This is a genomic window from Arthrobacter sp. PvP103, assembly GCF_017833075.1.
Lineage (GTDB): Bacteria > Actinomycetota > Actinomycetes > Actinomycetales > Micrococcaceae > Arthrobacter.
The window spans coordinates 1,188,920-1,201,485 of the sequence record NZ_JAFIBQ010000001.1 but is presented as its reverse complement, the minus strand read 5'-3'; the positions used below and the strand labels follow the sequence as shown (position 1 = coordinate 1,201,485).

The following is a 12,566-nucleotide window of genomic DNA, read 5'->3' as shown; positions in this document are numbered from 1 at the left end:
TGCGCCGGTTGCAGAACCGGTTCCAGAAACCCGCATGAAAGAGGTTGAACACCGTGGTCCAAACCTTGCAGAACTTCATCAACGGCGAGTTCGTCACGCCCGCCGGCACCGGACTGCTGGATATCGTGAACCCTGCGAACGGTGAGGTGGTGGCCAAGTCGCCCATCTCCGTGCAGGCCGACGTCGACGCCGCCATGACGGCAGCCAGCGAGGCGTTCAAGTCCTGGAAGCACGTCACCCCGGGCCAGAGGCAGCTGATGCTCCTCAAGCTTGCCGACGCCGTCGAGGCCAACAGCGACGAACTCGTTGAAGCCCAGCACCGCAACACCGGCCAGGTCCGCAGCCTCATCGCCTCCGAGGAGGTCGCCGCGGGCGCCGACCAGCTCCGCTTCTTCGCCGGCGCCGCCCGCATCCTCGAAGGCAAGTCCGCCGGCGAGTACTTCGAAGGCCACACCTCCTACGTGCGCCGCGAGCCCATCGGCGTCGTGGCCCAGGTTGCCCCCTGGAACTATCCGTTCCTGATGGCCATCTGGAAGATCGGCCCCGCGCTCGCCGCCGGCAACACCGTGGTGCTGAAGCCTTCGGACACCACGCCGGAATCCACCCTGGTCCTGGCCCGCCTGGCCGGTGGGATCTTCCCGGCAGGCGTTCTCAACGTTGTCCTCGGCACCGGCGAAACCGGCGCCATGATGGTGGAGCACAAGGTCCCCGGCCTCGTGTCGATCACCGGATCCGTCCGCGCCGGCATCGCGGTGGCTTCTGGAGCGGCCAAGGGCCTCAAACGGGCACACCTGGAGCTCGGCGGCAAAGCCCCGGCCATCGTCTTCAAGGATGCCGACATCAAGAAGAGCGCGGCGGCCATCGCAGAGTTTGCCTTCTTCAACGCGGGCCAGGACTGCACGGCCATCACCCGGGTGCTCGTCGAGGACTCCGTCCACGACGACGTCGTGGCAGCCATGGTGGAACACACCAAGACCCTGCACACCGGCTCGCAGAACGACGAAGACAACTACTTCGGCCCGCTGAACAACGTGAACCACTTCAACGCCGTGACGTCGGTGGTGGAGCACCTGCCGGAGAACTGCAAGATTGTCACCGGCGGCCACCGCGCGGGGGAGAAGGGCTTCTTCTTCGAACCCACCATCATCACCGGGGCGAAGCAGACGGATGACGTCGTCCAGAAGGAAACCTTCGGCCCCGTCATCACCGTCCAGAAGTTCAGCACCGAGGCTGAAGCCGTGGAGCTGGCGAACGACGTCGACTACGCCCTGGCCTCCAGCGTCTGGACCACGGACCACGGCACGGCCATGCGCGTCAGCCGCGACCTGGACTTCGGCGCGGTGTGGATCAACACCCACATCCTGCTGACCGCAGAAATGCCGCACGGCGGCTTCAAACAGTCCGGCTACGGCAAGGACCTCTCCATGTACGGCGTCGAGGACTACACGCGCATCAAGCACGTGATGAGCGCACTCGACGCGTAACCCGCACCCCCTGAACCCATCCCACCCGGTGGTCGAGCTAGTCGAGACCCGGACCGGCACCCACCAGAAAGGCATTCCCATGACTGCAACCGCCCCTGACATCACCTACCGTCTCGAGCAGAAGCGCCGCGTCCAGGCGGACTTCCCGGGCCCCAAGTCCGTCGCCCTGACCGAGCGCCGCAAGGCCGTCGTGGCTGCCGGCGTCGCCTCCAGCGTCCCCGTCTTTGTTTCCGACGCAGACGGCGGCATCATCCACGACGTCGACGGCAACTCCTTCATCGACCTCGGCTCCGGCATCGCCGTAACGAGCGTCGGTGCGTCCGATCCCGCCGTCGTCGGCGCCGTGAAGGAAGCCGTGGAGCACTTCACCCACACCTGCTTCATGGTTACCCCGTACGAGGGCTATGTGGCCGTCGCCGAGCAGCTGAACCGCCTCACCCCGGGCGACCACGAGAAGCGCACGGTGCTGTTCAACTCCGGCGCCGAGGCCGTGGAAAACGCCGTCAAGGTGGCCCGCCTGGCCACCGGCCGCGATGCCGTCGTCGCCTTTGACCACGCCTACCACGGGCGCACCAACCTGACCATGGCACTCACCGCTAAGGCCATGCCGTACAAGACCAACTTCGGCCCGTTTGCGCCCGAGGTCTACCGCATGCCGATGAGCTACCCGTTCCGCGAGGAAAACCCGGCGATCACCGGTGCCGAGGCCGCCAAGCGCGCCATCACCGCGATTGAGAAGCAGATCGGCGGCGAGCAGGTTGCTGCCATCATCATCGAACCGATCCAGGGCGAGGGCGGCTTCATTGTCCCGGCCGACGGCTTCCTTCCGGCACTGGCGGCCTGGGCCAAAGAGAAGGGCATTGTCTTCATTGCGGACGAGGTCCAGTCCGGCTTCTGCCGCACGGGCGAATGGTTCGCCGTCAACCACGAGGGTGTAGTCCCGGACATCATCACCATGGCCAAGGGCATCGCCGGCGGTATGCCGCTGTCCGCGATCACCGGCCGCGCCGACCTGCTCGACGCCGTCCACCCGGGCGGCCTCGGCGGTACCTACGGCGGCAACCCGGTTGCCTGCGCCGCGGCACTGGCGTCCATCGGCTCCATGGAAGAATACGACCTCAACGCCCGCGCCAAGCACATTGAAGAACTGGCCACCGGCCGGCTCCGCGAACTGCAGGGTGAAGTGTCCGTCATAGGCGACATCCGCGGCCGCGGCGCCATGCTGGCCATCGAGCTCGTCCAGGCCGGCTCCAAGGAACCGAACCCGGAACTGACCAAGGCCGTTGCCGCCGCCTGCCTCAAGGAGGGTGTCATCATCCTCACCTGCGGCACCTACGGCAACGTCATCCGGCTGCTGCCGCCGCTGGTCATCGGCGATGAGCTGCTGCTGGACGGCCTCGAGGTGCTGGCCGCCGCCATCAAGGCACACGCCTAACACCCCACCAAGACCCGGGACCCCACCAGGGCCCAACCACTGGGACTCCACCCGGGTGCCTGATCCGGGCACCCGGGCGCCAACCGAAGAGCCGCGGACCGACCGTCCGCGGCTCTTCCGTTTGTGCCGCCGGTGCGGGTGTCCATGGATTGTTTTTCGGGCCGAATGTCACCTCTGATTTGAGCCGCTGTGGGCTAGAGTCAGCAGTACCACTGCAGGAACGCAGACCGGCCGACGTCGCCCGGAAACCCCGAGCGAGGCTGGATTCTGCCCCAGACCCAAAGAGGGGTATCACCCATGCGATACGTAGTTGGCTACACACCAAACGAGCGCGGCGCCGATGCAGTTGCCCTGGCGTCCGCGTTGGCCAAGGCACAGGGCGCTCAGCTCGACCTCGTCTATGTGGTGGACAGGGGCCTGCACGTTGCGCACGAGGTGGCGAGCGGCCATGACCTCGCCCGCGAGAAGGCTGTGCAGGACGCGCAGCGCGAAGGGCTTGGCCTGGTCCCGGCCGACGTGCCCGTCGAATTCCACGTTCGCCACGCCGAGTCGTTCGCCGCGGGACTGATCGAGGCCGCCGTCGATATCGAAGCCGGACTCATCGTGGTGGGCGCGGCAAGCAACGGGCTGTTCAAACGCCACACCGTGGGCAGCGTGGCGAACGCGCTCCTGCACGCCTCGCCGGTGCCTGTGGCGCTGGCCCCGCGCGGGTACCGCCGGACCGAGGCCATATCCCGGCTGACACTCGCCGTCGGACAGCGGCCCGGGGCGGATGCCGCCATCGACGTCGCCATCGGATCCGCCGAGCGACGTGGCGTTCCGCTGCGCATGGTCTCCCTGGTGGAGCTGGACGCAGAAGGGGATCCGGGAGAAGTGGTCAACGCGGCCCACATCCACGCCAACACCGTGCTCACCGAAGCCTCGCGCAGGCTCCCCGAAGGACACAAGGTCACGGTGGAAGTGGCCCACGGCCGCACCATCGAGGAGTGCATCGACGACCTCGAGTGGGATGACGGGGAGATCCTGATCGTCGGGTCCTCGCGCCTGGCCGAGCGGAACAAGCTGTTCATCGGCAGCACGGCCAACAAAGTGCTCCGGGCGCTGCCGGTGCCCATGGTGGTTATTCCGCGCGAGTACGAGCGGGTGGACACCGCCATGGCTCCCTGACCCGGCCTGCTCACCACCCCAGCTGAGCGGCCCAGTGGCAGGGCTTAGCTGCCCGTTGGCGCTCCGGCCAGGGCACGCTTCCGCGCCACGGAGTTCCGGCGGGTCGCTGCCAGCATGTCCACGGTCAACACCACCAGCGCAAGCCAGACCACACCGAAGCCGATCCAGCGGTCCAGGGTCATGGTTTCCCTGAACACCACCAGGGCAACGATGAACTGCAGCACCGGGGCAAAGTACTGCAGCAGCCCGATGGTGGTCATGGGCAGGCGGCGCGCGGAGGCTCCGAAGAACAGCAGCGGCACGGCCGTGATCACGCCCGAAGCAACCAGCAGCCAGAAGTGCCCGGGGCCCTGCGTCCCAAGCGTGTTGGTGCCGCTGACTGCCAGGTAGATCATCGTGGCGGCCGCCAAGGGAGTCAGCACCACGGTCTCCATCGTCAGGCTGGTGACGGCATCGGCCTTGGGCCCGATCCGTTTCTTCACGAACCCGTACAGCCCGAAGCTGAAGGCCAGCGTCAGCGCGATCCACGGGAGCTTGCCGTAGGAAATCGTCAGGACCACCACGGCAACAAAGCCGATTCCGACGGCGGCCCATTGGAGCGGACGCAGCGTTTCCTTCAGCACGAACACGCCCAGCAGGACTGAGACGAGCGGGTTGATGAAGTAACCCAGGGACGCCTCCACGGCCTGGCCGGTGGTCACGCCGTAGGTGTACGTCAGCCAGTTGACGGCGATAAGGGCCGCGGCGATGGACAACGGGCCGAGGACGGTCCGGTCCCGGAAGGCAGCCGCCAGGACACGCCATGAACGGGTGACCGTGATCAGCAGTGTGCAGAACACCAGCGACCACACCACCCGGTTGGCCACGATTTCCACCGCACCGGCGGGCTGCAGTACGAAGAAGTACAGGGGCAGAAGCCCCCAGAGCCCGTAAGCGCCGATCCCGAAGAGGACACCCGCCGTCGTGTCCTTGTCCACCGCCTTAAGAACGACGCCGGGGCGGGGCGGCAGTCCGGACGTGCCACCGGAATGCCCGCCGGGAGCGGGCGCACCCGTGGTGGTCAGGGCAGATGCTGGGGCGGTTCCGTCGGGTATAGGCACACGATCCATAACACCACCTCCGTGGACGGTATTCCGCCAACACGGTACAGATTCCCCGCAAGCGGTGTCCCGGGGACTTGCGGTACTCAGTACGCTTACCACTATGAATTCGCATCCTGAGCGGGCCGCACGATGAGGCTCCGCCACAGCAACGCCTCGGGCAGGGGCTACCGGCGCCTGGCCGCGGGAACCGGCTTTACGTACCGCGACCTTGACGGTTCCACGCTTCCGCCGGGCCCCGTGCGGGAGCGGCTGGAAAGCATCGGCATCCCGCCGGCCTGGACCGATGTGTGGATCGCGCCCTACGACAACGGCCACATCCAGGCGACGGGGTTCGACGCCGTGGGCCGCCGGCAGTACATCTACCATCCGGCCTGGCGGGAAAAGAAGGACCGGCTCAAGTTCGACCGTGCCCTTCAGCTCGCCGAATCCCTGCCGACCGCACGCAGGCTGGTCACCCTGGACCTCCGGAGTGAGGGGTTCTCGCGCGAGCGTGTCCTGGCGGGTGCCTTCAGGATGCTGGACAGCGGTTCACTGCGGGTGGGATCGGAGCGGTACACCAACGAGAACGGCAGCCACGGCCTGGCCACCCTGCTGTGCGCCCACGTGAAGGTCAAGCAGGACAGCCTCCGGCTCAGTTTCCCCGCGAAGAGCGGCAAGACCTGGGATTCGGAGATCGACGACGCCGACCTCGCCGCCCTGGTCCGCTCGCTGAAGCGCCGCGGCGGGAACGCCAGGCTGCTGGCGTACAGGAACGGGCGCAGCTGGCACCCTGTAGGCAGCGCGGAAATCAACGAGTACGTCAAGGAACGCACGGGCGCGGACTTCACCGCCAAGGACTTCCGCACCCTCCGCGGCACCGTGGCGGCAGCCGTCAGCCTGGCCCGCACCGGGCCGCAGGCGACGGTGGCTGCGAAGAAGCGCGCCATCAGCCTTGCGATGCAGGACGCTGCCGCGGTGCTGGGGAACACGCCGTCGATCGCCCGGAAGAGCTACGTGGATCCGCGGCTGTTGGACCACTTTTCCGCGGGGGAGACCATCGACCCCCGCCGGACCGGTTCGGCGGAAGCGGAACTGCGCGCCATGCTGTACCGCGAAGGCGACGTCGTATCCATCAACAGCTCCCCGAAGAAAGCCGGCTGAGCAATTAGAATGGGGGAATTGTGCGCTAAGTGACCTGGCGCCGTCTCTCAGTTCCAGAAGGGCTCCCGGTGTCCAATTCGGCCGAAACCACTCCCAAACGTCCCCTCCGCGTCGCGATCGTCGGCGCCGGACCGGCCGGCGTCTATGCCGCGGACATCCTGACCAAGTCCAATGAAGTCAAAGACGGCGACTTCGAGGTCAGCATCGACCTCTTCGAGGCCTATCCCGCCCCGTACGGCCTGATCCGCTACGGCGTGGCCCCGGACCACCCGCGCATCAAGGGCATCGTCAACGCCCTGCACAAGGTCCTGGACCGCGGCGACATCCGCTTCCTCGGCAATGTGACGTACGGCCGCGACCTGAAACTCCACGATTTCCGCGCCTTCTATGATGCCGTGATCTTCTCCACGGGAGCCATCAAGGACGCCGACCTCAACGTACCCGGCGTCGAGCTTGAAGGCTCCTTCGGCGGCGCGGACTTCGTCTCCTGGTACGACGGCCACCCCGACGTGCCGCGCGAATGGCCGCTGGATGCCAAGGAAATCGCCGTGATCGGCAACGGCAACGTGGCCCTGGACGTGGCCCGCATGCTGGTCAAGCACGCCGACGAACTGCTGTCCACGGAAATCCCGGACAACGTCTACCAGGCGCTGAAGAAGTCCCCGGTTACCGACGTCCACGTCTTCGGCCGCCGCGGCCCCGCCCAGGTCAAGTTCACCCCGCTGGAACTGCGTGAACTGAGCCATGCCAAGGACGTTGACATTGTGCTCTACCCGGAGGATTTCGAGTTCGACGAAGCCTCCGAGGAAGCCATCCGGACCAACAACCAGACCAAGACCATGGTCAATACGATGACCAACTGGCTGGTCGAGGAGCACACCGAGGCCGAGGTGCCTTCCTCCCGCCGGCTCCACCTGCACTTCCTGCACAGCCCGGTGGAGATTTACGATGCCGCGGGCAACTCCGCGGGCACGGGCAGGGTTGCGGGCATCAAGTTTGAACGGATGCAGCTGGACGGCACGGGCAACGTCAAGGGCACCGGGGAGTACATCGACTACCCCGTCCAGGCTGTCTACCGGGCCATCGGGTACCACGGTTCCCCGCTGGATGAACTGGAATACGACGCCAAGGCAGGTGTGATCCCCAACGAGGGCGGCCGCGTGCTGGATGAAGCGGGGAATCCCGTCCCGGGGATCTATGCCACCGGCTGGATCAAGCGCGGGCCGGTGGGCCTGATCGGGCACACGAAGGGGGATGCCCTGGAGACCATAGGCTGCCTGCTCGAAGACCGGCTGACCCTGCCGCCCGCGCAGAACCCGGACCCGCACGCCATCATCGCCCTGCTCGAGGAGCGCGGCGTGGAGTACACCACCTGGGAAGGCTGGAACAGGCTCGACGCGCACGAAGCAGCCCTCGGGAAGGCGTGGACCGAAGCGGAAGCGGACACCGGCGTCGTGCGTGAACGCATCAAGGTTGTGCCGCGTGAGGAAATGATCCGCATTTCCCGCAGCGCCGAAGACTAATCCCTGTGGCGGCGGGGCCGGGCGGGAACTAGACTGTCCGGACCAAGCCACTTCGGCATGCCGTCACGCCTGGCACACCGTTGTGCAGGCAGGGGAGTCCAATGAGGAAGATCATGCAGCCGGCTGTCGCGGGCACCGCAGACAGGTACGACGCTGCGGCTCTGCTCCAGCGCGATGCCCTGGCAGGCCACGAGCTGCTGGCCGGACCGGGACCGCTGGGTGCGGGCAGCGCGGGCGGCCCTGCGGGTGTGCGCGTGCCCGGACTGCGCAGCCTGGTGGAGGAATCCTGGCAGCGGTCCGTCCAGTTCCGGGCGAACCCGGACAACCCCGAGGCGCCCCTGGCACTGGACCAGGAAGAGCTCGAGGAATACCGCAGGCAGCACCCCCTGGCCACCATCATGCCAGTCATCCATAAACTCCTGGTCCTCCCCAGCCACGACAGCGGCCTGCTGGTTGCCGTGGGCGACGAAGTGGGCCGGCTCCTGTGGGTGGAGGGCGACGCCGTGATGCAGCGCCGGGCAGAGGGCATGATGTTCGTGGCCGGCGCTGACTGGTCCGAGGCCAGTGTGGGCACCAGTGCCCCGGGCACCGCCCTGGCCGTGGGCCGCAGCATCCAGATTGCCGGCGCCGAACACTACAAGCGTTCCGTCCACCCGTGGAGCTGCACGGCAGTGCCGTTCCACGACCCCGATTCCGGCGCCCTGCTGGGTGTTGTGGACATCACCGGCACCGAGTCAGCCGTCGCGCCCCACACGCTGTCATTAGTGGAGGCCACGGTTGCGGCGGCCCAGGCCCAGTTGCGCGTGGAACGGCTCCAGCTGGCGGCGGCGCGCCAGGCAGCGCCGGCACGACGGCGGACCCAGGCTTCGGCGGCACGGACCGCATCCGCTGCGGAAGGCAGCCTCTACCGCAACAGCCTCCAGCTCCTGGGCCGCGACCAGGCCCTGCTCAGCATCGAAGGCCGCACCGTGGCGCTTTCGGCCCGGCACAGCGAAATCCTGGCACTCCTCAGCGTCCATCCGGACGGGCTCAGCGCGGAGGAACTCTGCACCCTGCTCTACCCGGGAGACGGCTCTTCCATGACGCTGCGCCCGGAGATGGTGCGGCTGCGCAAGGTCCTGCAACAGCTCAGCCCGGAAGCCGTCCCCGGCTCGCGCCCGTACCGGCTGCCCATGGATCTCATGCCGGATTCCAGCCAGGTCCTGAACTGCCTGCAGCGCGGGGCGCACCGCATCGCCCTGGAGATCTACCGCGGCGCTGTGCTGCCGCGGTCCGAAGCTCCGGGCATCGTGGAACTCCGGGACCGCGTTTCCTCGCTGCTGCGCGAAGCGGTGTTGACCGACGGCAGCGCTGATGCGCTGCTGAAGTACGCGGAACTCCCGGAAGCAAAGGACGACGTCGGCGTCCGCCTCGCCGCGCTGAAGCTCCTGCCGCCGCGCTCACCCAAGCGGGCCGCCGTCGTCGCCGATCTCGAACGGCTGGAAACGGAACTCAGCGCCTGACCCGCCAACGTGAGCTGCGTCACTCAGGTTGCAACCTGACTGCAACCTCCCTGCTCCTACGCTGAATGCAACGGCGGCCGCCAGCACAGGCCGCTCATCATCTGCACAGCAAAGGAGCTAGCAATGACTGTCTACGCACAGCCCGGTACCGAAGGTTCGAAGGTTACGTTCAAGGACCGCTACGAGAACTGGATCGGCGGCGAATGGGTGGCTCCCGTCAAGGGCCAGTACTTCGAGAACATCACCCCGGTCACCGGCAAGGCATTCTGCGAGGTGGCCCGCGGCACGGCCGAAGACATCGAGCTGGCCCTGGACGCCGCGCACAAGATCGCACCCTCGTGGGGCAAGACCTCCGTTGCCGAGCGCGCAGCCATCCTGAACAAGATCGCCGACCGCATCGACGAGAACCTCGAGATGCTCGCCGTGGCCGAGTCCTGGGACAACGGCAAGCCGATCCGCGAAACCCTCAACGCGGACATTCCGCTGGCTGCCGACCACTTCCGCTACTTCGCCTCCGCGGTCCGCGCCCAGGAAGGCCGCCTGTCACAGCTTGACGATGACACCACGGCCTACCACTACCACGAGCCGCTCGGCGTCGTGGGCCAGATCATTCCGTGGAACTTCCCCATCCTCATGGCCGTCTGGAAGCTCGCCCCGGCCCTGGCCGCCGGCAACGCCGTGGTCCTCAAGCCGGCCGAGCAGACGCCGTCGTCCATCCTGGTCCTGATGGAGCTCATCGGCGACATCCTTCCCGCCGGTGTCATCAACGTGGTCAACGGCTTCGGCGTCGAAGCCGGCAAGCCGCTGGCCTCCAGCCCCCGGATCCGCAAGATCGCGTTCACCGGTGAAACCACCACCGGCCGCCTGATCAGCCAGTACGCCAGCCAGAACCTGATCCCGGTCACCCTGGAGCTGGGCGGCAAGAGCCCGAACATCTTCTTCAACGACGTTGCCGAAAAGGACGACGCGTTCTACGACAAGGCGCAGGAGGGCTTCGCGCTGTTTGCGTTCAACCAGGGCGAAGTCTGCACCTGCCCGTCCCGCGCCCTGGTCCAGGAGGACATCTACGACTCCTTCATGGCCGATGCCGTGGCGCGCGTGGAGAAGATGATCCAGGGCAACCCGCTGGACACCGAAACCCAGGTGGGCGCCCAGGCCTCCAATGACCAGCTCGAGAAGATCCTCTCCTACATCGACATCGGAAAGCAGGAGGGTGCCAAGGTGCTCACCGGCGGCGCCCGCGCCGAGCTTCCCGGCGACCTGGCCGGCGGCTTCTACGTCCAGCCCACCGTCTTCGAAGGCCACAACAAGATGCGGATCTTCCAGGAGGAGATCTTCGGGCCGGTGGTGTCCGTGACGCGCTTCAGCGACTACAACGACGCCATGGGCATCGCCAACGACACCCTCTACGGCCTCGGCGCCGGCGTCTGGTCCCGCAACGGCAACGTGGCGTACCGCGCCGGGCGTGAGATCCAGGCGGGCCGTGTCTGGGTCAACAACTACCACGCCTACCCGGCCGGTGCCGCGTTCGGCGGCTACAAGTCCTCCGGCATCGGACGTGAGAACCACTCCATGATGCTGGACCACTACCAGCAGACCAAGAACCTCCTGGTCAGCTACAACGAAAACAAACTCGGCTTCTTCTAAGCCGCACTGAACCCGGGCGGGGACTGATTAGCACTGATCCGTCCCCGCCCGCGCCACCCAAGCAATGCTTCAACGACGCAAGGATTTCGCCAATGACGACGACAATGCAAGCTGCCGTAGTAACTGAATTCGGAAAAGACCTCCAGATCCAATCCCTCCCCGTTCCCACTCCGGGCCGTGGCGAGGCGCTGGTCAAGGTCATCACCACCGGGGTCTGCCATACCGACCTTCACGCCGCGGAGGGTGACTGGCCGGTCAAGCCGACACCGCCCTTCATCCCGGGCCACGAAGGCGTGGGCGAAGTGGTCGCCCTCGGCGAGGGTGTCACCGACCTGGCCGTCGGGGACCTAGTGGGCAACGCCTGGCTCTGGTCCGCCTGCGGCGACTGCCAGTACTGCCGCACGGGCTGGGAAACCCTCTGCGAAGCGCAGAAGAACGCCGGCTACAGCGTGGACGGCTCGTTCGGCGAGTACATGCTCGTTGACACCCGCTTCGCCGCCCGGATTCCGGCGGGCTCCGACCCCGTGGAGGTCGCCCCGGTGCTCTGTGCCGGCGTCACGGTCTACAAGGGACTGAAGATGACCGAGGCCAAGCCGGGCCAGTGGGTCACCATTTCGGGTATCGGCGGCCTGGGCCACATCGCCGTGCAGTACGCCGTGGCCATGGGCCTGCGGGTGGCCGCCGTGGATATCGCGGACGACAAACTCGCCCTGGCCAAGAAACACGGCGCTGAGCTCACCGTCAACGCGTTGCACGAAGATCCGGCGGAAGTCATCCAGCGCGAAACCGGAGGTTGCCATGGAGTCCTGGTCACGGCGGTGCACCCGTCAGCTTTCGGACAGGCCATCGGGATGGCCCGCCGCGGCGGGACGATTGTGTTCAACGGCCTGCCGCCGGGCGACTTCCCGGCACCGATCTTCGAGATTGTGCTCAAGGGCCTGACCGTCCGCGGCTCGATCGTGGGCACCCGGCAGGACCTGGAGGAGGCCCTGGATTTCTACGCCCAGGGCAAGATCCACCCCACGGTATCCACCCGTGAACTCTCGGAAGTCAATGCGGTTCTTGACGAGATGAAGCACGCCAAGATCGACGGCCGCGTGGTCATCAAATACTGATGGCAAAGACGAGGCTTGACGCCGCGGTGACGCTGCCCGGGGAGGACTTCTCCCGGGTGGCGCTCACCGAACCGGCTGTGGATCTGCTCAGGAAACTCTGGATCCAGCACGGGCCGCTGATGTTCCACCAGTCCGGCGGCTGCTGTGACGGCTCCTCGCCCATGTGCTATCCGGCGGGGGACTTCATCACCGCCGAAGCGGATGTGCTCCTGGGGCTGTTCGACATCGCCGACGGCGTGGAGCCGAAGACGCTCGAGTTTTGGATGTCCCGGGAGCAGTTCAACTACTGGAGCCACACGCACCTGACCGTGGACGTGGTCCAGGGCCGGGGGAGCGGCTTCTCGGTGGAGGCACCGGAAGGCAAGCGGTTCCTGATCCGGTCAACGCTGATGGACTGGCCGGTCTGAGGGCCTGAGTCCACTAGCGCGGACGTACCGTTGGGGCCCCTCC

The 12,566-nt window shown here is 66.7% G+C and carries 10 protein-coding genes; 9 read left to right on the top strand and 1 reads right to left on the bottom strand.

From position 1 onward, the window contains the following. Positions 1 to 53 precede the first annotated feature (53 nt). The 3 genes from JOE41_RS05530 (at position 54) to JOE41_RS05520 (ending at position 4,086) form a co-directional block, all read left to right on the top strand. Positions 54 to 1,484 (top strand): gamma-aminobutyraldehyde dehydrogenase, encoded by a 1,431-nt coding sequence (locus tag JOE41_RS05530; protein ID WP_209751313.1) that lies wholly within the window; start codon positions 54 to 56, stop codon positions 1,482 to 1,484. Positions 1,485 to 1,563: 79 nt separating this feature from the next. Next, the gene (gene gabT, locus JOE41_RS05525) at positions 1,564 to 2,919 is read left to right on the top strand and encodes a 4-aminobutyrate--2-oxoglutarate transaminase (RefSeq protein WP_043430919.1); all 1,356 of its coding nucleotides are present in this window, start codon (positions 1,564 to 1,566) and stop codon (positions 2,917 to 2,919) included. A 297-nt stretch (positions 2,920 to 3,216) separates the two neighbouring features. Then, entirely contained in the window at positions 3,217 to 4,086 is an 870-nt protein-coding gene (locus JOE41_RS05520) for a universal stress protein (RefSeq protein ID WP_011692923.1), read from the top strand. Positions 4,087 to 4,130: 44 nt separating this feature from the next. Here JOE41_RS05520 and rarD read toward each other — a convergent pair whose 3' ends face one another. Continuing rightward, the gene (rarD, locus tag JOE41_RS05515; RefSeq protein WP_245200634.1) at positions 4,131 to 5,195 is read right to left on the bottom strand and encodes an EamA family transporter RarD; all 1,065 of its coding nucleotides are present in this window, start codon (positions 5,193 to 5,195) and stop codon (positions 4,131 to 4,133) included. Positions 5,196 to 5,318: 123 nt separating this feature from the next. On the opposite strand from rarD, the gene JOE41_RS05510 reads away from it, so the two are divergent. The 6 genes from JOE41_RS05510 to JOE41_RS05485 all read left to right on the top strand — a co-directional run bounded on the left by JOE41_RS05510 (position 5,319) and on the right by JOE41_RS05485 (position 12,523). Beyond that, the gene (locus JOE41_RS05510) at positions 5,319 to 6,329 is read left to right on the top strand and encodes a DNA topoisomerase IB (RefSeq protein WP_209751311.1); all 1,011 of its coding nucleotides are present in this window, start codon (positions 5,319 to 5,321) and stop codon (positions 6,327 to 6,329) included. A gap of 68 nt (positions 6,330 to 6,397) precedes the next feature. Continuing rightward, on the top strand, positions 6,398 to 7,852 hold the full coding sequence (locus JOE41_RS05505; protein ID WP_209751309.1) for an FAD-dependent oxidoreductase: 1,455 nt from the start codon (positions 6,398 to 6,400) through the stop codon (positions 7,850 to 7,852). A gap of 101 nt (positions 7,853 to 7,953) precedes the next feature. Further along, positions 7,954 to 9,354, top strand: a complete 1,401-nt coding sequence (locus JOE41_RS05500; RefSeq protein ID WP_011692919.1) for a GAF domain-containing protein — start codon at positions 7,954 to 7,956, stop codon at positions 9,352 to 9,354. Between the two features lie 123 nt (positions 9,355 to 9,477). After that, the gene (locus JOE41_RS05495; protein ID WP_209742932.1) at positions 9,478 to 11,001 is read left to right on the top strand and encodes an aldehyde dehydrogenase family protein; all 1,524 of its coding nucleotides are present in this window, start codon (positions 9,478 to 9,480) and stop codon (positions 10,999 to 11,001) included. 92 nt (positions 11,002 to 11,093) lie between these two features. Beyond that, a complete protein-coding gene (gene adhP / locus JOE41_RS05490; protein WP_011692917.1) occupies positions 11,094 to 12,116 on the top strand; it encodes an alcohol dehydrogenase AdhP in 1,023 nt (340 codons plus the stop codon). Beyond that, positions 12,116 to 12,523 (top strand): DUF779 domain-containing protein, encoded by a 408-nt coding sequence (locus tag JOE41_RS05485; protein ID WP_011692916.1) that lies wholly within the window; start codon positions 12,116 to 12,118, stop codon positions 12,521 to 12,523. Before adhP ends, JOE41_RS05485 begins: the two co-directional genes overlap by 1 nt. Positions 12,524 to 12,566 lie beyond the last annotated feature (43 nt).

What these genes read in the sequence shown, in the direction of transcription:
- gabT (WP_043430919.1), top strand. Translation starts at nt 1,564, where the DNA reads ATGACTGCAACCGCCCCTGACATCACCTACCGTCTCGAGCAGAAGCGC.
- JOE41_RS05520 (WP_011692923.1), top strand. Translation starts at nt 3,217, where the DNA reads ATGCGATACGTAGTTGGCTACACACCAAACGAGCGCGGCGCCGATGCA.
- rarD (WP_245200634.1), bottom strand. Translation starts at nt 5,195, where the DNA reads ATGGATCGTGTGCCTATACCCGACGGAACCGCCCCAGCATCTGCCCTG.
- JOE41_RS05510 (WP_209751311.1), top strand. Translation starts at nt 5,319, where the DNA reads ATGAGGCTCCGCCACAGCAACGCCTCGGGCAGGGGCTACCGGCGCCTG.
- JOE41_RS05500 (WP_011692919.1), top strand. Translation starts at nt 7,954, where the DNA reads ATGAGGAAGATCATGCAGCCGGCTGTCGCGGGCACCGCAGACAGGTAC.
- JOE41_RS05495 (WP_209742932.1), top strand. Translation starts at nt 9,478, where the DNA reads ATGACTGTCTACGCACAGCCCGGTACCGAAGGTTCGAAGGTTACGTTC.
- adhP (WP_011692917.1), top strand. Translation starts at nt 11,094, where the DNA reads ATGACGACGACAATGCAAGCTGCCGTAGTAACTGAATTCGGAAAAGAC.
- JOE41_RS05485 (WP_011692916.1), top strand. Translation starts at nt 12,116, where the DNA reads ATGGCAAAGACGAGGCTTGACGCCGCGGTGACGCTGCCCGGGGAGGAC.